This window comes from Pseudomonas sp. Sample_23 (genome assembly GCF_004307595.1).
GTDB classification, from domain to species: domain Bacteria; phylum Pseudomonadota; class Gammaproteobacteria; order Pseudomonadales; family Pseudomonadaceae; genus Aquipseudomonas; species Aquipseudomonas atacamensis.
The window spans coordinates 22993-42160 of record NZ_RCNX01000005.1; the positions used below are offsets into that span (position 1 = coordinate 22993).

Genomic DNA, 19168 nt, shown 5'->3' on the forward strand with positions numbered 1-19168 from the left:
AGTACCGGCACCGCACGGACAATAGTCCGCTGCTGACAGGAGTCCCTATGCGCCGTTTGCTTTTTTCACTGTTGATGTTCTGCGTATTGCCCGCCTGGGCGGACGGCTTTGATCAGTTGTACAAGGTCGCCGGCTGGCCAGAACAACGCGCGCATTTCAACGATGCCCTGAGCGCCGCCCAGCAGCGCTATCAGAACAGCCTGCCGCCTGCGGTATTTCAGGCGCTGGTCAACAACAGCAATCAACGCTTTGCCGCGCAGGCCATGGATCAGCGTGCCGAAGCGCAACTGCGGCAGAAACTCGCCGACCCTAAACCCGCGCTGACCTTCTTCCAGTCACCGCTGGGCAAGAAAATCGTCGCCGCCGAATTGCTCGCAACCCGTCGCGATCAACTGGCAAAAAATGCTCAGGGCCTGCCGAAGATGCAGGCCAGCGACAGTCGCTTGCTGATCATCGGCCATCTCGCCCAGGCCCTGCCAGCCCGTGAGGCGGGCGCCGAGGTCAGCCTGGCGATTGCCGGCGTAGCGGCGGACAGCTTGAGTTCGATGATCCCGGGACTGCTCGGCGGTGGACAGGCGCAGGGCATGTTGAACGGTCAGCGCCAGCGCCTGATGGATCAGATCGGCGCCGATCTGAACAACACGCTGCTCTATGTCTATCGCGACTTGTCGGATGAAGAGCTGGAAGAGTTCGCGACATTTGCCGAGTCGACCGAGGGCAAGGCTTACTACCAGGCGGCACTGGCGGCGATTCGGGCGGGGTTGGCGGTCGGCCAGTGATGTTCGTTACTTGAAAGATCGCATTCGCGAGCAGGCTCGCTCCCACAGTTGTAACGCATTGCCCTGTGGGAGCGAGCCTGCTCGCGAAGAGGCCCTCCCAGGCACTAGAGATTCCGGCCCCTGATCCGCTTGCTCAAGAATTCGAAATACTCCTCACGCATCTCCGCCGTTTCATTGGCCAGGTGATGCCGTGCCTCGGCCAGAAGCAGAATCTGCGGCCGGTCGAACTTCCATTTCAACACCTGCAGATTGTGCTGCCAGTCGACAGTCATGTCCGCCTGCCCCTGAATGATCAGCGGCCGTCGCGGACTTTTTTTCGCGTGCTCGACGCGGATGATCCAGCGCGACAGCGCGCCCACCCATTTCGTCGGCAGGCGTCTTGGCTGTAACGGATCGGCCTGCAGAAACGGCAGGAAATCCGGATCGTTGGAGTTCTCGCTGAAGCGTCGCGCGACCCCGCGTACAAACGGCCGCAGCAGGTAATAACTCAACTGCGACCAGCCCCACGCCCTCGGCCTTACCAATGGCGCCAGCAGAATCACCTGCCCCTGCGCCGGGCTGTTCTCGCCATGGTTGAGCAGGTGATCGACGACAATCGCGCCACCGGTGCTTTGCCCGCACAAATGCCAAGGCTGCGGCAGCGCGATCGAGTTCGCTTCAGCAAACAGCGCCTGCAACACGTCCTGGTATTCAGAGAAATCACGAATGCTTGCCCGTGGCCCGCTCGACAGACCATGGCCCGGCAAGTCGCAGGCGATCACGGCGAAATCCTGATCCAGCGCCCATTCGATCACATGCCGGTACAGGCCGATGTGATCGTAGTAACCGTGCAGCAGAAACAGCGTCGCCTTGACCTTCTCCGGCCACCAGCAATGGCTGACCAGCTCGTAGCCATCGACCTCGAAACGACCCATGCCGCGCCAGACATCGCGCTCGGCGAAGTCGGTCTTGTAGAAGCGCTGATAAGCCTTCGCCTCATCCGATAACGGCTGCCACTCGGCCAATGGCTTGAGGCTCGCGCGTAAATGATCGGGGTCGAAAGTATCAGGCATGCGCACATTCCAAAGCGGTAAACGGACTTTATCGGCCTGCGATATTCATCTGTCGGAGCAAGCATGGCAAGCTAGCCAACCTTTTCAGATTCCGAAATCATGCGTTCGCCCTACCGCACCGCACTGTTCGCCAGCCTGCTCGCGCTGATCTGCGCCGGGGTGCTGTGGGCGGCGTATGACTGGTTTCAGGGCCGCTATCTGCGCGCGTTCAGCGAACATACGGTATTTTCCGGTGACCCGCTGCGCCTGCCGGACAACCTCGCCGGGCCGGGCAATATCCGCCTGGTGCACTTCTGGGACCCGGCCTGCCCGTGCAACGTCGGTAATCAACAGCACCTGAGCGAGATGGTCGAACAGTTCGGTCCTCGCGGCGTGGAGTTCTTCGCCGTGCAAAAGCCCGGCAGCCACGGCCAGTTGCCCGCCACCCTCGCCAGCCTGAAAACCATCATCGTCCTGCCCGGCGCCGAACAGATCCCCGCCAGCCCCGCCGTGGCGATCTGGGATCGTAGCGGCAAACTCGCCTACTTCGGCCCGTACAGCGCAGGCCTGACCTGCAACTCCAGCAACAGCTTTATCGAACCGATCCTGCATGCCCTGACGGAAGATCGCCCGGTCAATGCCACGCATACGCTGGCGGTGGGGTGTTATTGCCCGTGGCCGGCGGACGCGAAGTAAGGCATTCCGGACTTTTCAAGGACAGCGCTGCACCGCACAGATGCTCTGTGCTAAATGTTTGCAGCCCGACGGGCGGCCTTCCCGCCTGCACAAGGAGTCACCATGAAGCGTGCGTTGATCGTCGTTGCCTTGCTCATCGTTGTCCTGCTCGGCGCCGCCGGCGGGTATATCTACAGCAAACAGCCGACGCGCCAGGGCCAGGTCGAGTTGCGCAACCTGCAAGGCTCAGTGACCGTGCGCTATGACGAGCGCGGTGTGCCGCATATCCGCGCCGAGAACGAAACCGACCTCTATCGCGCCCTCGGTTATGTGCACGCGCAGGACCGCTTGTTCCAGATGGAAGCCATGCGCCGCCTCGCCCGGGGCGAGCTGGCCGAAGTGCTCGGGCCGAAACTGCTCGACACCGACAAACTGTTTCGCAGCCTGCGCATTCGCGAGCGTGCGGCCAGTTACGTCGCCAGCCTCGACAAGCAGTCGCCGGCGTGGAAGGGCCTGCAAGCCTATCTGGACGGCATCAACCAATATCAGGACAGCCACGCCGCGCCGATCGAGTTCGACGTGCTGGGCATCCCCAAGCGGCCGTTCACGGCCGAAGACAGCATCAGCGTCGCCGGTTACATGGCCTACAGCTTTGCCGCCGCGTTTCGCACCGAGCCGCTGCTGACCTACGTACGCGATCAGCTCGGCGCCGATTACCTCGATGTGTTCGATCTCGAATGGCAGGCCAAAGGCGTTCTGGCCACCGATTACACCCGGCACGCACCGGCCCTTGCCGCCGGCGACTGGCAGGACCTCACCGCCCTCGCCCGCCTCAGCGAACAGGCGCTGCTCGACAACGGCCTGCCGCAGTTCGAGGGCAGCAACGCCTGGGTGATTGCCGGCAGCCGCAGCCAGAGTGGCAAGCCGTTGCTGGCCGGCGATCCGCATATCCGTTTCTCGGTGCCGTCGGTGTGGTACGAGGCGCAGCTGTCGGCGCCGGGTTTCGAGTTGTACGGCCATCATCAGGCGCTGGTGCCGTTCGCGTTTCTGGGGCACAACCTCGATTTCGGCTGGAGCCTGACCATGTTCCAGAACGACGATCTCGATCTGATCGCCGAGAAGGTCAACCCGGACAACCCCAATCAGGTCTGGTATCGCGGCCAGTGGACCGAGATGCTCGTCAGCGAACAACAGATCAATGTAAAGGGGCAGGCGCCGGTGACTCTCATCTTGCGCCAGTCCCCGCACGGCCCCATCGTCAACGATGCCCTCGGCAGCGCCGCCGGCAAGACCCCGATCGCGATGTGGTGGGCCTTCCTCGAAACACCCAACCCGATCCTCGACGGTTTCTACCAGCTCAACCGCGCCGACACGTTGGCCAAGGCCCGCGCGGCAGCGGCCAAGGTGCAGGCGCCGGGTCTGAATCTGGTGTACGCCAATGCCAAGGGCGATATCGCCTGGTGGGCCTCGGCCCTGCTGCCCAAACGTCCGGCCGGGGTGAAACCGGGCTTCATCCTCGACGGGAGCACGCCCGAGGCGGACAAGGACGGCTACTACCCGTTCAGCGCCAACCCGCAGGAAGAGAACCCGGCGCGCGGCTATATCGTCTCGGCCAACTTCCAGCCCGTGTCGCCGACCGGCATGGAGATTCCCGGTTACTACAACCTTGCCGATCGTGGTCAGCAGCTTGACCGTCAGCTCAGCGACAACCGGGTGAAGTGGAGCAACGAGGCCAACCAAAAACTGCAATTGGGCACGGCGACCGGTTACGGCCCGCGTCTGTTGGCGCCGCTGTTGCCGGTGTTGCGTGAGGTGGTCAGTGATCCGGCGCAACTGAAACTGGTCGAGCAGCTGCCGCAGTGGCCCGGCGACTATCCGCTGAATTCCGTCAGCGCGACGCTGTTCAACCAATTCCTCTACGACCTTGCCGATGCGGCGATGCGCGATGAGTTGGGCAATGACTTCTTCGAAACACTGCTGTCGACGAGGGTGATCGATTCGGCGCTGCCACGCCTGGCGGCCAAGGCGGATTCACCGTGGTGGGACAATCGCAGCACGCCAGCCAAAGAAACCCGCGCCGATGTCGTGCGCACGGCGTGGGCGGCAAGCATGGCGCATCTGAAACTGACCCTCGGCGATAACGTGGCCGGTTGGCAGTGGGGCGCGGCGCACACCCTCACCCACGGCCATCCGCTGGGGCAGCAGAAGCCGCTGGACCGCCTGTTCAACGTCGGCCCGTTCGCAGCGCCGGGCAGCCACGAAGTGCCGAACAACCTCTCGGCGAAGATCGGCCCGGCGCCATGGCCGGTGACCTATGGACCGTCGACGCGACGTCTGGTGGATTTCGCCGATCCGGTGCATGGCCTGACGATCAACCCGGTCGGCCAGAGTGGCGTGCCTTTGGACACTCACTATGACGACCAGGCCGAGGCGTATGTGGAGGGGATTTATGTGCAGGCGCATTTCAGCGAGGAAGAGGTGCTGGCGAATACGCGCAGTACGTTGAAGCTGCTGCCTGCGCGCAAGCCCTGAAGAGCCCCTCACCCTAGCCCTCTCCCAGAGGGAGAGGGGACCGATTGGGGGATATTCATGAGAAACGCCGACGTGAAAGATTGGCGCCGAATCCATAATCGATAAGGTCTTTCAGGTCGATATAACACGCCAGACACTGCAGTCGGCTCCCTCTCCCTCTGGGAGAGGGCTGGGGTGAGGGCTTTCGAGCTCAAGCCCGGATCAAACATTCAGCGCAAAATTCATCCGAAACTGCTGCGGCGTCACGCCTAATCTGCGGTTGAACACACTGCGCATATGCTGCGCATCACGAAACCCGCACTGATAGGCCACGGTCTTCAGCGGCGCCGTGGTGCTTTCCAGCATGACCCGCGCCGCATCCACCCGCGCCCGTTCGACAAACTCCGCCGGGGTCACTTTCGCTTCCCGCGCAAACACCCGCGAGAAATTGCGCGCACTCATGTTCGCCGCATTGGCCAGATCGGCGATCGTCAGATCGCCAGTGAGATTGGCCAGCACATACAACTGCACCAGCGCCACCGCTGACGTCGGCTCGGCATGCGGCGTGAGGAACGGGCTGAACTGCGATTGCCCGCCCGAGCGCTGGGTGAACACCACCAGCCGTTTCGCCACACTCAGCGCGACCTCGGCACCGTGGTCGCGCGCCAGCAGGTACAGCGACAGATCGATGCCCGCCGTGACCCCGGCCGAAGTGTAGAGCGTGGCGTCCTCGACATACAGGCGATCCGCTTCGACCCGCGTGGTCGGGCACAACTGCGCCAACGCCTCGGCATCGTTCCAGTGCGTGGTGACAGTGCGCCCCTCGAGCAAACCGGCGCGGGCGAGCATGAACGCGCCATTGCAGATCGAGCCGAAACGCCGGGCGCGGCCACAGGCTTCACGCAGCCAGGCATCGAACGTGGGGCCAAAATCCATGAACGGCAACTGCGGGCCACCGGCGACCAGCAACAGGTCAGGGCTATCCTTTGCTTCGCTGAAGTGACGATGGGCGTTCAGGCTCATTCCGTTGGAACAGGCCATCGGTCCATGCTCGACGCCGATCACTTGCAAGCGATAGTGATCCTGCGGCGCAAGAAAGCGGTTGGCTTCGGCGAACACGTCCATCGGGCCGCTGACGTCCAGTGACTGCACGCCGGGGAACACCACAATGGCGACGGATTTGTTCATGACTGAAACGTCCTCAATACCTGTGGCAAACACACAAACCCGTGGGAGCGAGCTTGCTCGCGAAGAGGCCAACACACGCAACATAGCTGTCGAATGAGAAACCGCTTTCGCGAGCAAGCTCGCTCCCACATGGGCCATGTCCAACTGGTTGATCGAGCTAACCCTGGCCAGCCCACACCCGACAAGTGAGCTTGGCACGATTTGCAGGTGCAATGGCAAGGATCGCAGCCATGACTCGATTGTTCGCTTGGCGCGCGGGGAACAGACTTTCTCCAGCAGCGCCACGACGGCGTTTTCGACGAGGAAACCGTTATGACCAGCACCATCGCCGGCATCAAGATCCCTGACAGCGCCCTCGCCCGGGCCACCACCGAATACATCCGCGACATCGAATCCGAACTGCTTTATCACCACTCGCGCCGGGTGTTTCTGTTCGGTGCCTTGAGCGGCGAGCGCCAGCAATTGGCCTATAACCCGGAGCTGCTGTATGTCGGCGCGATGTTCCACGACCTTGGTCTGGTCGCAGGTCATCGCAGCGATGACGAGCGCTTTGAAGTGGACGGCGCAAATGCCGCCGCAGCCTTTCTCACACCGTACGGGCTGAGCGACGACGATATCGAGCAAGTCTGGCTGTCGATCGCATTGCACACCACGCCGGGCGTACCCAGGCATCTGCGCCCGACCGTCGCGCTGGTGACGGCCGGGGTGGAGATGGACGTGCTGGGCATGGACTACGCGGCGTTCAGCAGCGTGCAGCGCGAAGCCGTGGTGCATGCGCATCCGCGTGGGGAGGGTTTCAAGGAGTGCATCATCTGCGCGTTTGCCGACGGCTTGCGTCATCGACCGCAGACCACGTTTGGCAATGTGAAGACCGATGTGCTGGTGGATCAGGAGCCGGGGTTCAAACCGATGAATTTCGTCGAGGTCATCCGCCAGTCTCCCTGGACTGCTTAAAACCAGATTTGGAACTGGGCTCTGTGGCGAGGGGATTTATCCCCGTTGGGTTGCGAAGCGACCCCCAAAAAAAGGCCTGCTGCGCAGTCCATCGGGGATAAATTCCCTCACCACAAAAGCCCGCTCCCACATTTTGATTTGGGTTGGCCTCGGGAATGAAACCAACCCGCCGGCTCACACAGTCTGTGGCGCAGGCGCGCGGCGTGCGTCCGGTTGCTTCCACGAATCAGCCGCGCTTTCTTCGATGGCTTGCTGGATGGCTTTCTTGCGGGCTTCTTCGGCGCGGCGGCTGAAGAACCAGACGAGGAAGGTCACCAGCGACACCGCCAGCAGAATCAGGCTGGCCACGGCGTTGATTTCCGGTTTCACACCCAGGCGCACGGCCGAGAACACTTCCATCGGCAGCGTCGTCGAACCCGGGCCGGACACGAAGCTCGCCAGCACCAGGTCATCCAGCGACAGCGCGAACGACATCATCCCGCCCGCCGCCAGCGACGGCGCGATCATCGGGATGGTGATCAGGAAGAACACCTTCCACGGCCGCGCGCCCAGGTCCATCGCCGCCTCTTCGATCGACAGGTCCAGCTCACGCAAGCGCGCCGACACCACCACCGCCACATACGCCGCGCAGAACGTGGTGTGGGCGATCCAGATGGTGACGATGCCGCGCTCCTGCGGCCAGCCGATCATCTGCGCCATGGCCACGAACAGCAGCAACAGCGACAGACCGGTGATCACTTCCGGCATCACCAGTGGCGCAGTCACCAGGCCGCCAAACAGCGTGCGGCCCTTGAAGTGGGTGATGCGCGTCAGCACGAACGCTGCCAGGGTACCCAGCGCCACCGCAGCGATCGCGGTGTAGCAGGCGATTTCCAGCGAGCGCAGCACCGAGCCCATCAGTTGCGAGTTGTCGAGCAGGCCGACGTACCACTTGATCGACCAGCCACCCCACACCGTCACCAGTTTCGAGGCGTTGAACGAGTAGATCACCAGGATCAGCATCGGCAGATAGATGAACAGCAGACCCAATACCAGCATCAGGCTGGAGAAACGGAAGCGCTTCATTCTTTACCCTCCATTTCCTTGGCCTGACTGCGGTTGAACAGAATGATCGGCACAATCAGGATCGCCAGCATCACTACCGCCAGCGCGGACGCCACCGGCCAGTCGCGGTTGTTGAAGAATTCTTGCCACAGCACCTTACCGATCATCAGGGTTTCCGGGCCGCCGAGCAGTTCCGGGATCACGAACTCGCCGACCACCGGAATGAACACCAGCATGCAGCCGGCAATGATGCCGTTCTTGGACAGCGGAATGGTGATCTTCCAGAAGCTGTTGAACGTGCTCGAACCCAGATCAGACGCGGCTTCCAGCAGACTCTGATCGTGTTTGACCAGGTTGGCGTAGAGCGGCAGGATCATGAACGGCAGGTACGAATAGACAATCCCGATGTACACCGCCAGGTTGGTATTGAGAATCTGCAGCGGCTCGTCGATCAGGCCCATGCTCATCAGGAAGCCGTTGAGCAGGCCGTTGTTGCTGAGGATGCCCATCCACGCGTAGACGCGGATCAGGATCGCCGTCCAGGTCGGCATCATGATCAGCAGCACCAGCACCGTTTGCAGCTCTTTGCGCGCGCTGGCGATGGCGTAGGCCATCGGATAGCCGATCAGCAGGCAGAGCACGGTGCTGATAAAGGCCATTTTCAGCGAGCCGAGATAGGCGGCGATGTACAGCTCGTCGTCGCCAAGCAACGCGTAGTTGCCCAGGTTGAGCAGCACTTGCAGCTTCTGCTCGGCGTAGGTGTAGATCTCGGTGTAAGGCGGGATCGCCACGTCGGCTTCGGCGAAGCTGATCTTCAGGACGATGAAGAACGGCAGCATGAAGAACAGGAACAGCCAGATGAACGGCACCCCGATGACCATCTGCCGGCCATTGGGGATGATTCGGTTTATACGGCGTTTGAATTTGCGCATGTTCATGAGCGAAGCACCACGCCGCTATCGTCTTCCCACCACACGTAGACCTGATCGCCCCAGGTCGGACGCGCGCCGCGACGTTCGGCGTTGGCGACGAACGACTGCACCAGTTTGCCGCTCGGCAATTCGACGTAGAACACCGAGTGTCCGCCCAGATAAGCGATGTCGTGGACCTTGCCGCTCGACCAGTTGTACTCGCAGGTCGGCATGTCGGCGGTGACCAGCAGCTTCTCCGGACGAATCGCGTAGGTGACCGACTTGTCCTGCACCGAGGTGCTGATGCCGTGGCCGACGTAGATCTGCCGGTCGAGGTCCTTGCAGGTGATGGTCGCGTGGCCTTCGGCGTCGTCGATCACTTCGCCTTCGAAGATGTTGACGTTGCCGATGAATTCGCAGACCAGACGGCTGGTCGGTGTTTCGTAGATGTCGATCGGGCTGCCGATCTGCGCGATCCAGCCCAGGTGCATGATCGCGATGCGCTCGGCCATGGTCATGGCCTCTTCCTGGTCGTGGGTCACCATCACGCAGGTCACGCCGACGCGCTCGATGATTTCCACCAGTTCCAGTTGCATCTGCGAACGCAGTTTCTTGTCCAGTGCGCCCATCGGTTCGTCGAGCAGCAACAGCTTCGGGCGCTTGGCCAGCGAGCGGGCCAGGGCCACGCGCTGACGCTGACCGCCGGACAGTTGATGCGGCTTGCGCTTGGCATACTGGCTCATCTGCACCAGCTTGAGCATCTCGGCCACGCGGGCGTCGATTTCAGCCTTGGGAATCTTGTCCTGCTGCAGGCCGAAGGCGATGTTCTGCGCCACGGTCATGTGCGGGAACAAAGCGTAAGACTGGAACATCATGTTGATCGGACGGTCGTACGGCGGCATGTCGGTGATGTCGACGCCGTCGAGGAAAATCCGCCCTTCCGTGGGCCGTTCGAAGCCTGCAAGCATCCGTAGCAAGGTGGATTTGCCCGATCCCGAACCCCCGAGCAGAGCAAAAATTTCGCCCTTCTTGATTTCCAGGGACACGTCGTCCACGGCAATCGTCTCGTCGAACTTCTTCGTGACCCGGTCGATTTTGACCAGCACCTGTTTTGGTGTCTGGTCGCCCTCGAGGGCTTTCTTGTAGGCGCCGGAGGCAACTGCCATTTACGAAACTCCCAACAGAAGCAGCAGTTCGCCCCGCAAGACGAACCCTGGATAGTTTGTGCGTTATTTGCCCGACTTGACCTTGGTCCAGCTGCGGGTCATCAAACGCTGAATATTGGCTGGCAACTCGGTCGACACGTAGGTCTTGTCGAGGACTGCTTGCGGTGGGTAAACCGCTTCATCGGTGCGAATGGATTGTTCCATCAGCTTGTCCGAACCCGGGTTGGGGTTGGCGTAACCGACGTAATCACTGACCTGGGCGATCACCTCAGGTTTCAGCAAATAGTTGATGAAGGCGTGGGCTTCCTTGACGTTGGACGAATCCTTGGGGATCGCCAGCATGTCGAACCACAGCGCGCCGCCCTCTTTCGGAATCGAATAGGCGATGTTGACGCCCTTCTTGGCTTCCTCGGCACGGTTCTTCGCCTGGAAGATATCGCCGGAGAAACCGATGGCCACGCAGATGTCGCCGTTGGCCAGATCGCCGATGTACTTCGAGGAATGGAAATAGGTCACGTAGGGACGCACCGCGAGCAGCTTGGCGGTGGCCTTTTCGTAGTCCTTGGTGTTGGTGCTGTTGGCGTTCAGGCCCAGGTAATTGAGCATGGTCGGCATCATTTCATCAGCCGAATCGAGGAACGCGACACCGCAGCTGTGCAGCTTCTTGATGTTTTCCGGCTCGAACAGCACGGCCCAGGAATCGATCTTGTCGATACCGAGCACGGCTTTGACTTTGTCGACGTTGTAGCCAATGCCGTTGGTGCCCCACAGATACGGCACGGCGTAGAGGTTGCCGGGGTCGTTCTGTTCCAGGCGCTTGAGCAGCACCGGGTCGAGGTTGGAATAATTCGGCAGCTGCGCCTTGTCGAGCTTCTGGAACGCGCCCGCCTTGATCTGCTTGCCAAGGAAGTGGTTCGACGGCACGACCACGTCGTAACCGGTGCGCCCGGCGAGCAGCTTGCCTTCCAGGGTTTCGTTGGAGTCGAAAACGTCGTAGACCGGTTTGATCCCGGTCTCTTTCTCGAAGTCGGCCAGGGTCGATTCGCCGATGTAATCGGACCAGTTATAAATATGCACCGTACCGGCGGCCTGGGCTCCGACAGCGATTGTCAGGCCGGCAGCGGCCAGCAGGGCTTTGCGCAAAGAAGAAAATACAGGCAAGTGGAGGTCCTCTAAATGGATTGGGCCCAAGTTGCCCCGCGCTGCATGACAGCCATGGCTGCCCGACAACAAAACCGGCGCGCAACTTACCCTCGAAAAACCGATCCAGCAAAACTTTCTGTCATTTAATTATCCGCTGGCCGCCGCCGCGACGACGACGGCCAGTGGTTGTGGCGACAAACCGGCTTATTTGCCCGATTTGATCTTGGTCCAGCTACGGGTGATCAGACGCAGTGTGGCGGCGTCCAGATCGCTGATCGCATAGAGCTGCTTCTTCACTTCAGCCGACGGGTAAATGCTCGGGTCGCTGGTGATGTCCTTATCCACCATAGGCGTCGCCGCCTTGTTGCCGTTCGGGAAACGCACGGCGTTGGTGATGCCGGCCATCACTTGCGGCTCCATCAGGTAGTTCATGAACTTGTAGGCGGCTTCGACGTTTTCGGCATCCTTGGGAATGGCGACCATGTCATAGAAAGTACCGGCGCCTTCTTTCGGAATGGTGTAGGCCAGTTTGACCTTGTCACCGGCTTCCTGGGCGCGGGTCTTGGATTGCTCCAGGTCACCCGAGTAACCGACGGCGACGCAGATGTTGCCGTTGGCCAGGTCGGAGATGTACTTGGAAGAGTGGAAGTAGGCGACCGACGGACGGATCTTCAGGAACAGGTCTTCGGCGGCTTTCAGGTCAGCCTTGTCCTTGCTGTTGGTCGGCTTGCCCAGATAGTGCAATGCCGCCGGAATCATTTCGGTCGGGGCATCGAGGAAGCTCACACCGCAGCTTTTGAGTTTCTCGATGTTTTCAGGCTTGAACACCACGTCCCACGAATCGATCTTGTCGATGCCCAGCGCAGCCTTGACCTTGGCCGGGTTGTAGCCGATGCCGATCGAGCCCCACATGTACGGGAAGGCGTGTTTGTTGCCCTGGTCGCTGGCATCGCCAACGGCCTTGAGCAGATCTTCGTCGAGGTTTTTCCAGTTCGGCAGCTTGGACTTGTCCAGCTCCTGGTAAACGCCGGCCTTGATCTGCTTGGCGAGGAAATTGTTGGAAGGCACCACGATGTCGTAACCGGACTTGCCGGCCAGCAGCTTGGCTTCCAGGGTTTCGTTACTGTCGAAGACGTCGTAGACGACTTTGATCCCGGTGGCTTTTTCGAAGTTGGCCACGGTGTCCGGCGCGATGTAGTCGGACCAGTTGTAGACGTGCAGTACCTTGTCGTCCGCGTGCACCGCACCCGCCATCATGCCCGCCATGGACAGCGCGAGCAGAGTCTTGCCAGCTAGCTTTTTACCTAATGCCTTCATGCGTCATGCTCCAAATTTTTCTTTTTTGAACCACTTTGTTCAGCGGCCGAACCCGGACAACTGGAACCGCGGCTAGTCTGGCAAGATCCGAGGCGGTCTTTCAACAAAAGACCAGCCTTTCTGACAGCTTTGAGCGAGTGCGCCGCGGCTCCCCCGCCCAAAGCCTAGCACCTAGGCCTGTAGCGCACCGAGGGTCAGGTCCAGACACTTGCGTGCTTTTGTAACCAGCTCATCGATCTCCGCTTTGCTGATCACCAGCGGCGGCGCGATGATCATGGTGTCGCCCACCGCGCGCATGATCAGGCCGTTGTCGAAGCAGAACTGCCGGCAGATCATGCCCACACCCTTGCCTTCGTAACGCTTGCGCGTGGCCTTGTCCTGCACCAGCTCGATCGCCCCCAGCAGACCGACGCCGCGAACTTCACCCACCAACGGGTGATCGTTCAGCTCGCGCAGACGTTTCTGCAAATACGGTGCCGTTTCGTTGTGGGCGTTCTCGATAATTTTTTCATCGCGCAGGATGCGGATGTTTTCCAGGCCCACAGCGGCTGCCACCGGGTGGCCGGAGTAAGTGAAGCCATGGTTGAAATCGCCGCCTTCGTTGAGCACGGCCACCACCGAGTCACGCACGATCAACCCGCCCATCGGGATGTAGCCGGAGGTCAGGCCCTTGGCGATGGTCATCATGTGCGGCTTGAGGTCGTAGAAATCGCTACCGAACCACTCACCGGTACGGCCGAAGCCGCAGATCACTTCGTCGGCAACAAAGAGGATGTCGTACTTGGCGAGGATTTCCTTGATGCGCGGCCAGTAGGTATCAGGCGGAATGATCACGCCGCCGGCACCCTGGATCGGCTCGGCAATAAAGGCACCGACGTTGTCGACGCCGACCTCGAGAATCTTTTCTTCGAGCTGATTGGCCGCCCAGATGCCGAACTCTTCCGGCGACATGTCACCGCCTTCGGCGAACCAGTACGGCTGGGCGATGTGAACGATGCCCGGAATCGGCAGGTCGCCCTGCTCGTGCATATAGGTCATGCCGCCGAGGCTCGCGCCGGCCACGGTAGAACCGTGATAACCGTTCTTGCGGCTGATGATGACTTTCTTGTTCGGCTGGCCCTTGATCGCCCAGTAGTGGCGGACCATGCGCAACATGGTGTCGTTGCCTTCGGAGCCGGAACCGGTGAAGAACACGTGGTTCATGCCTTCTGGCGCCACGTCGGCAATCGACTTGGCCAGTTCCAGTGCCGGCGGGTGTGCGGTCTGGAAGAACAGGTTGTAGTACGGCAGTTCGCGCATCTGTTTGGCGGCGGCATCGGCCAGTTCATCGCGACCGTAACCGATCGCTACGCACCAGAGGCCGGCCATGCCGTCGAGGATCTTGTTGCCTTCGCTGTCCCACAGATAAACGCCCTTGGCGTTGGTGATGATCCGCGGGCCCTTCTCTTTCAGTTGCTTGAAGTCGCTGAACGGGGCCAGGTGGTGATCGCTGCTCAGCGCTTGCCACTCACGGGTTTGCGGGTTGTTGCTGGTCATGCCAGTTCTCCTTGTTATCGGTGAAGGCGCGACGGCTGGCCGCCGCGCCCGGCGCATCAGACGGCGAAGAGCAGGTACTCACGCTCCCAGGAACTGATCACGCGCTTGAAGTTTTCATGCTCGGCCCGCTTGACCGCGACGTAGCCGGTGATGAAGGTCTTGCCGAGGTACTTCTCGATGGTCGCGCTGTTTTCCATGCGTTCCAGCGCGTCCTCAATGGTCAGCGGCAGGCGCAGGTTGCGGCGCTCGTAACCACGGCCGACCACTGGCGCGCTCGGGTTCAGGCCCTCGACCATGCCGATGTAACCGCAGAGCAGGCTCGCGGCGATCGCCAGGTACGGGTTGGCGTCGGCGCCCGGCAGGCGGTTTTCCACGCGGCGGTTCTGCGGGCCGGCATCCGGTACGCGCAGGCCGACGGTACGGTTCTCTTCGCCCCACTCGACGTTCACCGGTGCCGATGTGTCCGGGAGGAAGCGGCGGAACGAGTTGACGTTCGGCGCGAACAGCGGCAACAGCTCGGGGATCAGCTTCTGCAAGCCACCGATGTGGTGCAGGAACAACTGGCTCATGGTCCCGTCTTCGTTGGAGAAGACGTTCTTGCCGGTCTGAATGTCGATGATGCTCTGGTGCAGGTGCATGGCGCTGCCCGGCTCGCCGGTCATCGGCTTGGCCATGAATGTCGCCGCTACGTCGTGCTTGAGCGCGGCTTCGCGCATGGTGCGCTTGAACACTAGAATCTGATCGGCCAGCGACAGGGCGTCACCGTGACGGAAGTTGATTTCCATCTGCGCGGTGCCGTCTTCGTGGATCAGCGTGTCGAGGTCCAACTCCTGCAATTCGCACCAGTCGTAGACGTCTTCGAACAGCGGGTCGAACTCGTTGGCCGCTTCAATGGAGAACGACTGCCGACCGATTTCCGGACGGCCCGAGCGGCCGATCGGCGGCTGCAACGGATAGTCGGGGTCGTCGCTGCGCTTGGTCAGGTAGAACTCCATTTCCGGCGCCACGATCGGCTGCCAGCCCTTGTCGGCATACAGCTTCAAGACCTTCTTGAGAACGTTGCGCGGCGACAGCTCGATCGGGTTGCCTTGCTTGTCGTAGGTGTCGTGGATCACCTGCGCGGTCGGCTCTATGGCCCACGGCACCAGGTACACGGCGTTCTGGTCGGGGCGGCAGATCATGTCAATGTCGGCCGGGTCGAGCAGTTCGTAATAGATGTCGTCTTCGACGTAGTCGCCGGTCACGGTCTGCAGCAGCACGCTCTCCGGCAGACGCATGCCTTTCTCGGCGATGAACTTGTTGGTCGGCGAGATCTTGCCCCGGGTAATACCGGTCAAGTCGCCGATCATGCATTCGACTTCTGTGATCTTGCGGTCTTTCAACCAATCGGTGAGCTGGTCGAGGTTGTTACTCATAAATGCCTCTGGGCTGAGTCTCCTGACGCGATGTCAGGCAATTTTGACGCTTGCGGCGTCGCGTTAAAGGGGGCTTGCTCGCGCAGTGCCGGCTTACGCCTGGCACCGCGCATAGACAATGAAAGAGGAGCTTACCTGCCCTTGACGCTGGCGTTGCATTTCCCGTGCACTTTGCAAACGTGCAGAATCACAAGCATGACGCTGAGTGCGGCACGGGCTTTGGGAGGGAAAGAGTTCTATAGTGAAAGGAGACGCCATAAAGCGGATGCTGTGCCCGACGTCCAGAATATCGGACGCTGCCGTTTTGCCGGATGTGGACGAGCGTGTCGTCGACAGGCTGCGCGCCTTGCTGGCTGCGCTACGGACGGATTGATCGCCACTGATGTGATGAGCATGCAGACCGGACTGTTGCGAGCAGTCGGTGATGCCGATTAACGGCAGGCGAGACATGAAGCACCCCGGTATTATTGCTGTTATGGGTTTGACCGGAGCTTAGCCTTGTTCATTTTTTTACACAACACCCCCGTAAAAAATACAACACGGCCTGCTCAAGCCCGCAGCTGAGCAACGTTCAAGGTTTGAAAAAACGCCCCAAAGTGCCCCATAAATGCCCTTCAAGCGCTTTTTCAGGGCAAAAAAGGCCTCGCTTGACTTCGGCAGGCCGTTCGGGTTGACTGAAACCAGAAAAGATCAATGATTGATATTTTTAACAACAAAGGTGTTGCATCATGTCGGTACCCCCGCGTGCCGTTCAGCTTAACGAAGCGAACGCGTTCCTTAAGGAACATCCTGAGGTTCTGTACGTTGACCTTCTGATTGCGGATATGAATGGTGTGGTGCGCGGCAAGCGCATCGAACGCACCAGCCTCCACAAGGTTTACGAGAAAGGCATCAACCTGCCGGCCTCTCTATTTGCTCTGGATATCAACGGCTCCACGGTGGAAAGCACCGGTCTGGGCCTGGACATCGGCGACGCCGATCGCATCTGCTATCCGATCCCCGATACCCTGTGCAACGAGCCATGGCAGAAGCGCCCGACCGCGCAGCTGTTGATGACCATGCACGAACTCGAAGGCGATCCGTTCTTCGCCGATCCCCGTGAAGTGCTGCGCCAGGTGGTGACCAAGTTCGACGAGCTCGGCCTGACCATCTGCGCCGCCTTCGAACTCGAGTTTTACCTGATCGACCAGGAAAACGTGAACGGCCGTCCGCAGCCGCCACGCTCGCCGATCTCCGGCAAACGCCCGCACTCGACGCAGGTCTACCTGATCGACGACCTCGACGAATACGTCGACTGCCTCCAGGACATTCTGGAAGGTGCCAAAGAGCAAGGCATCCCGGCCGATGCGATCGTCAAGGAAAGTGCCCCGGCGCAGTTCGAAGTGAACCTGCACCACGTCGCCGACCCGATCAAGGCCTGCGACTACGCCGTCCTGCTCAAGCGTCTGATCAAGAACATCGCCTACGACCATGAAATGGACACCACCTTCATGGCCAAGCCGTATCCGGGCCAGGCGGGCAATGGTCTGCACGTACACATTTCGATTCTGGACAAAGCCGGCAAAAACATTTTTGCCAGCGAGGATCCCGAGCAGAACGCCGCGCTGCGTCACGCGATCGGCGGTGTGCTCGAGACCCTGCCGGCGCAGATGGCTTTTCTCTGCCCGAACGTCAACTCCTACCGTCGCTTCGGCGCGCAGTTCTACGTACCGAACTCGCCGTGCTGGGGCCTGGACAACCGCACCGTGGCGATTCGCGTACCGACCGGCTCTGCCGATGCCGTACGTATCGAGCACCGCGTGGCCGGCGCCGACGCCAACCCGTACCTGCTGATGGCTTCGGTACTGGCCGGCGTGCACCACGGTCTGGTCAACAAGATCGAACCGGGCGCGCCTGTCGAAGGCAACAGCTACGAGCAGAACGAACAGAGCCTGCCGAACAACTTGCGCGATGCCCTGCGCGAGCTGGACGACAGCGAGGTGATGGCCAAGTACATCGATCCGAAGTACATCGATATCTTCGTCGCCTGCAAGGAAAGCGAGCTGGAGGAGTTCGAACACTCCATCTCCGACCTTGAGTACAACTGGTATCTGCATACCGTTTAAATGGTTTGCAGCTTCAAAAAAAACGCCGTTGGCTGATTCAGCCAGCGGCGTTTTTTTATGGCCGAACACAAAACCTGTGGCGAGGGGATTTATCCCCGTTGGGTTGCGAAGCAGCCCCAAATCCATCCCACTCGGTGCGTCAGGAATACCCGGCTCTCAGGGTTTACGACTGCTGCGCAGCCGAACGGGGCGGTGCGACGTTTCGCTAAATCCCCTCGCTACAGGGTACTGGCAGACAACACCTGAACCGCCTCGTACAATGCCCGCTGCCCCGCAGGAGACTTCCATGACGCGTCCCGCCACCGTTCGCAAACCCCGTGCCCGCAGTCAGGCGCGGATCGATTCGATCCTCGATGCCGCGCGCACGCTGCTGGCGGCCGAGGGCGTGGCCAGTCTGTCGATTTACAGCGTCGCCGAGCGCGCGCAGATTCCGCCCTCCTCCGTGTATCACTTCTTCGCCAGCGTACCGGCGCTGCTCGAAGCGCTGACCGCCGATGTCCACGCAGCCTTCCGCGCTTGCCTGCAAGCGCCGATCGATCACGATGCTTTGCGTGACTGGCGAGATCTGTCGCGACTGGTCGAACAGCGCATGCTCGAGATCTACGACCAGGATGCGGCCGCACGGCAATTGATCCTGGCGCAACACGGCCTGACCGAAGTGACCCAGGCCGACCGCCAGCACGATCTGGAACTGGGCGACCTGATGCACAAGCTGTTCGACCAGCATTTCGAGTTGCCAAGGCTGCCGGACGATGTCGATGTGTTTGCCCTGGCGATGGAACTGGGCGACCGGGTGTATGCCCGTTCGGTGCAGCAGCACGGGCAGATCACCCCGCGCATGGCCGAGGAAGGGATGCGCGTGTTTGATGCCTATATCGGGTTGTACCTTCCGCCATATTTACCCAAAAGAAATCTCTAGCGCATGCACCGGCCCTTTCGCGAGCAGCCTCGCTCCCACATTTGAAATGCGTTCCCCTGTGGGAGCGAGCCTGCTCGCGAAAGCCGCGCCGCCGAATCCGCGACAGGCACAAAAAACCCCGCAGGGCTCACGCCCTCCGGGGTTGTTTTTTGTTCACCGGCTTACAACTTGGCGATCGATACCTCGGTGGATTTCACAAAGGCGATCACCTCACTGCCGACCACCAGCTCCAGCTCTTTAACAGAGCGGGTAGTGATCACCGAAGTGACGATGCCCGAAGCGGTCTGCACGTCGATTTCCGACAGCACGTCGCCGAGGACGATTTCCTTGATCGAGCCTTTGAACTGGTTGCGCACGTTGATGGCTTTGATAGTCATGGCATTTCTCCTAGGATCGAAATGAGCTGCAAGCGGCAAGCTATAAGCTGCAAGTAAAAGCACCAGGCTTGTTCTTGCGGCTTGTAGCTTGAAGCTT

16 protein-coding genes and 1 pseudogene are annotated in these 19168 nt (G+C 60.6%); 6 read left to right on the forward strand and 11 right to left on the reverse strand.

Annotation, left to right across the window (positions count from 1 at the left end; genetic code table 11):
• Positions 1–47: 47 nt before the first annotated feature.
• Complete coding sequence (locus tag D8U82_RS00920) at positions 48–779, forward strand: DUF2059 domain-containing protein (RefSeq protein WP_123441772.1); 732 nt, start codon at positions 48–50, stop codon at positions 777–779.
• A gap of 104 nt (positions 780–883) precedes the next feature.
• On the opposite strand, the gene D8U82_RS00925 is transcribed toward D8U82_RS00920, so the two are convergent.
• Entirely contained in the window at positions 884–1831 is a 948-nt protein-coding gene (locus D8U82_RS00925) for an alpha/beta hydrolase (RefSeq protein WP_024014713.1), read from the reverse strand.
• A gap of 99 nt (positions 1832–1930) precedes the next feature.
• On the opposite strand from D8U82_RS00925, the gene D8U82_RS00930 reads away from it, so the two are divergent.
• Entirely contained in the window at positions 1931–2506 is a 576-nt protein-coding gene (locus D8U82_RS00930) for a DUF6436 domain-containing protein (protein WP_130901494.1), read from the forward strand.
• A gap of 102 nt (positions 2507–2608) precedes the next feature.
• The gene (locus tag D8U82_RS00935; protein ID WP_130889102.1) at positions 2609–5017 is read left to right on the forward strand and encodes a penicillin acylase family protein; all 2409 of its coding nucleotides are present in this window, start codon (positions 2609–2611) and stop codon (positions 5015–5017) included.
• Positions 5018–5218: 201 nt separating this feature from the next.
• Here the strand turns inward: D8U82_RS00935 and D8U82_RS00940 are convergent, their stop codons facing one another.
• A complete protein-coding gene (locus D8U82_RS00940) occupies positions 5219–6184 on the reverse strand; it encodes a GlxA family transcriptional regulator (RefSeq protein ID WP_125916743.1) in 966 nt (321 codons plus the stop codon).
• A 312-nt stretch (positions 6185–6496) separates the two neighbouring features.
• Here D8U82_RS00940 and D8U82_RS00945 point away from each other — a divergent pair, with 312 nt between their 5' ends.
• Entirely contained in the window at positions 6497–7138 is a 642-nt protein-coding gene (locus D8U82_RS00945; protein ID WP_130889101.1) for an HD domain-containing protein, read from the forward strand.
• Between the two features lie 174 nt (positions 7139–7312).
• On the opposite strand, the gene D8U82_RS00950 is transcribed toward D8U82_RS00945, so the two are convergent.
• From D8U82_RS00950 to D8U82_RS28345, 8 genes and pseudogenes are all read right to left on the reverse strand, one after another.
• Complete coding sequence (locus tag D8U82_RS00950; protein WP_130889100.1) at positions 7313–8203, reverse strand: ABC transporter permease subunit; 891 nt, start codon at positions 8201–8203, stop codon at positions 7313–7315.
• Positions 8200–9081 carry an ABC transporter permease subunit gene (locus D8U82_RS00955; RefSeq protein ID WP_177421658.1) on the reverse strand — a complete coding sequence of 294 codons (882 nt, stop codon included), beginning with the start codon at positions 9079–9081 and terminating at the stop codon, positions 8200–8202. The genes D8U82_RS00950 and D8U82_RS00955 overlap by 4 nt, the downstream gene beginning before the upstream one ends.
• Positions 9082–9116: 35 nt before the next feature.
• Positions 9117–10259 carry a polyamine ABC transporter ATP-binding protein gene (potA, locus tag D8U82_RS00960; RefSeq protein WP_016772662.1) on the reverse strand — a complete coding sequence of 381 codons (1143 nt, stop codon included), beginning with the start codon at positions 10257–10259 and terminating at the stop codon, positions 9117–9119.
• A gap of 63 nt (positions 10260–10322) precedes the next feature.
• On the reverse strand, positions 10323–11420 hold the full coding sequence (locus tag D8U82_RS00965) for a polyamine ABC transporter substrate-binding protein (RefSeq protein ID WP_038860901.1): 1098 nt from the start codon (positions 11418–11420) through the stop codon (positions 10323–10325).
• A 186-nt stretch (positions 11421–11606) separates the two neighbouring features.
• Entirely contained in the window at positions 11607–12719 is a 1113-nt protein-coding gene (locus tag D8U82_RS00970; protein ID WP_016772660.1) for a polyamine ABC transporter substrate-binding protein, read from the reverse strand.
• Between the two features lie 171 nt (positions 12720–12890).
• Positions 12891–14255 (reverse strand): aspartate aminotransferase family protein, encoded by a 1365-nt coding sequence (locus D8U82_RS00975; RefSeq protein WP_071172173.1) that lies wholly within the window; start codon positions 14253–14255, stop codon positions 12891–12893.
• 56 nt (positions 14256–14311) lie between these two features.
• The gene (locus tag D8U82_RS00980) at positions 14312–15670 is read right to left on the reverse strand and encodes a glutamine synthetase family protein (RefSeq protein WP_016772658.1); all 1359 of its coding nucleotides are present in this window, start codon (positions 15668–15670) and stop codon (positions 14312–14314) included.
• 333 nt (positions 15671–16003) lie between these two features.
• Positions 16004–16120: pseudogene (locus tag D8U82_RS28345) on the reverse strand (gamma-glutamyl-gamma-aminobutyrate hydrolase family protein); the annotation flags it as partial.
• A gap of 278 nt (positions 16121–16398) precedes the next feature.
• On the opposite strand from D8U82_RS28345, the gene D8U82_RS00985 reads away from it, so the two are divergent.
• Positions 16399–17775: a glutamine synthetase family protein gene (locus D8U82_RS00985; RefSeq protein ID WP_016772657.1), complete on the forward strand. Its 1377-nt coding sequence runs from the start codon at positions 16399–16401 to the stop codon at positions 17773–17775.
• Between the two features lie 286 nt (positions 17776–18061).
• Positions 18062–18694 (forward strand): TetR/AcrR family transcriptional regulator, encoded by a 633-nt coding sequence (locus tag D8U82_RS00990; protein ID WP_095181294.1) that lies wholly within the window; start codon positions 18062–18064, stop codon positions 18692–18694.
• A 161-nt stretch (positions 18695–18855) separates the two neighbouring features.
• On the opposite strand, the gene D8U82_RS00995 is transcribed toward D8U82_RS00990, so the two are convergent.
• Positions 18856–19071: a TOBE domain-containing protein gene (locus D8U82_RS00995; protein WP_003229256.1), complete on the reverse strand. Its 216-nt coding sequence runs from the start codon at positions 19069–19071 to the stop codon at positions 18856–18858.
• Positions 19072–19168 lie beyond the last annotated feature (97 nt).

Excerpts from the sequence above, each read along its gene's own strand:
- D8U82_RS00920 (WP_123441772.1), top strand. The coding sequence starts at position 48 with ATGCGCCGTTTGCTTTTTTCACTGTTGATGTTCTGCGTATTGCCCGCC.
- D8U82_RS00925 (WP_024014713.1), bottom strand. The coding sequence starts at position 1,831 with ATGCCTGATACTTTCGACCCCGATCATTTACGCGCGAGCCTCAAGCCA.
- D8U82_RS00930 (WP_130901494.1), top strand. The coding sequence starts at position 1,931 with ATGCGTTCGCCCTACCGCACCGCACTGTTCGCCAGCCTGCTCGCGCTG.
- D8U82_RS00935 (WP_130889102.1), top strand. The coding sequence starts at position 2,609 with ATGAAGCGTGCGTTGATCGTCGTTGCCTTGCTCATCGTTGTCCTGCTC.
- D8U82_RS00940 (WP_125916743.1), bottom strand. The coding sequence starts at position 6,184 with ATGAACAAATCCGTCGCCATTGTGGTGTTCCCCGGCGTGCAGTCACTG.
- D8U82_RS00945 (WP_130889101.1), top strand. The coding sequence starts at position 6,497 with ATGACCAGCACCATCGCCGGCATCAAGATCCCTGACAGCGCCCTCGCC.
- D8U82_RS00950 (WP_130889100.1), bottom strand. The coding sequence starts at position 8,203 with ATGAAGCGCTTCCGTTTCTCCAGCCTGATGCTGGTATTGGGTCTGCTG.
- potA (WP_016772662.1), bottom strand. The coding sequence starts at position 10,259 with ATGGCAGTTGCCTCCGGCGCCTACAAGAAAGCCCTCGAGGGCGACCAG.
- D8U82_RS00970 (WP_016772660.1), bottom strand. The coding sequence starts at position 12,719 with ATGAAGGCATTAGGTAAAAAGCTAGCTGGCAAGACTCTGCTCGCGCTG.
- D8U82_RS00975 (WP_071172173.1), bottom strand. The coding sequence starts at position 14,255 with ATGACCAGCAACAACCCGCAAACCCGTGAGTGGCAAGCGCTGAGCAGC.
- D8U82_RS00980 (WP_016772658.1), bottom strand. The coding sequence starts at position 15,670 with ATGAGTAACAACCTCGACCAGCTCACCGATTGGTTGAAAGACCGCAAG.
- D8U82_RS00985 (WP_016772657.1), top strand. The coding sequence starts at position 16,399 with ATGTCGGTACCCCCGCGTGCCGTTCAGCTTAACGAAGCGAACGCGTTC.
- D8U82_RS00990 (WP_095181294.1), top strand. The coding sequence starts at position 18,062 with ATGACGCGTCCCGCCACCGTTCGCAAACCCCGTGCCCGCAGTCAGGCG.
- D8U82_RS00995 (WP_003229256.1), bottom strand. The coding sequence starts at position 19,071 with ATGACTATCAAAGCCATCAACGTGCGCAACCAGTTCAAAGGCTCGATC.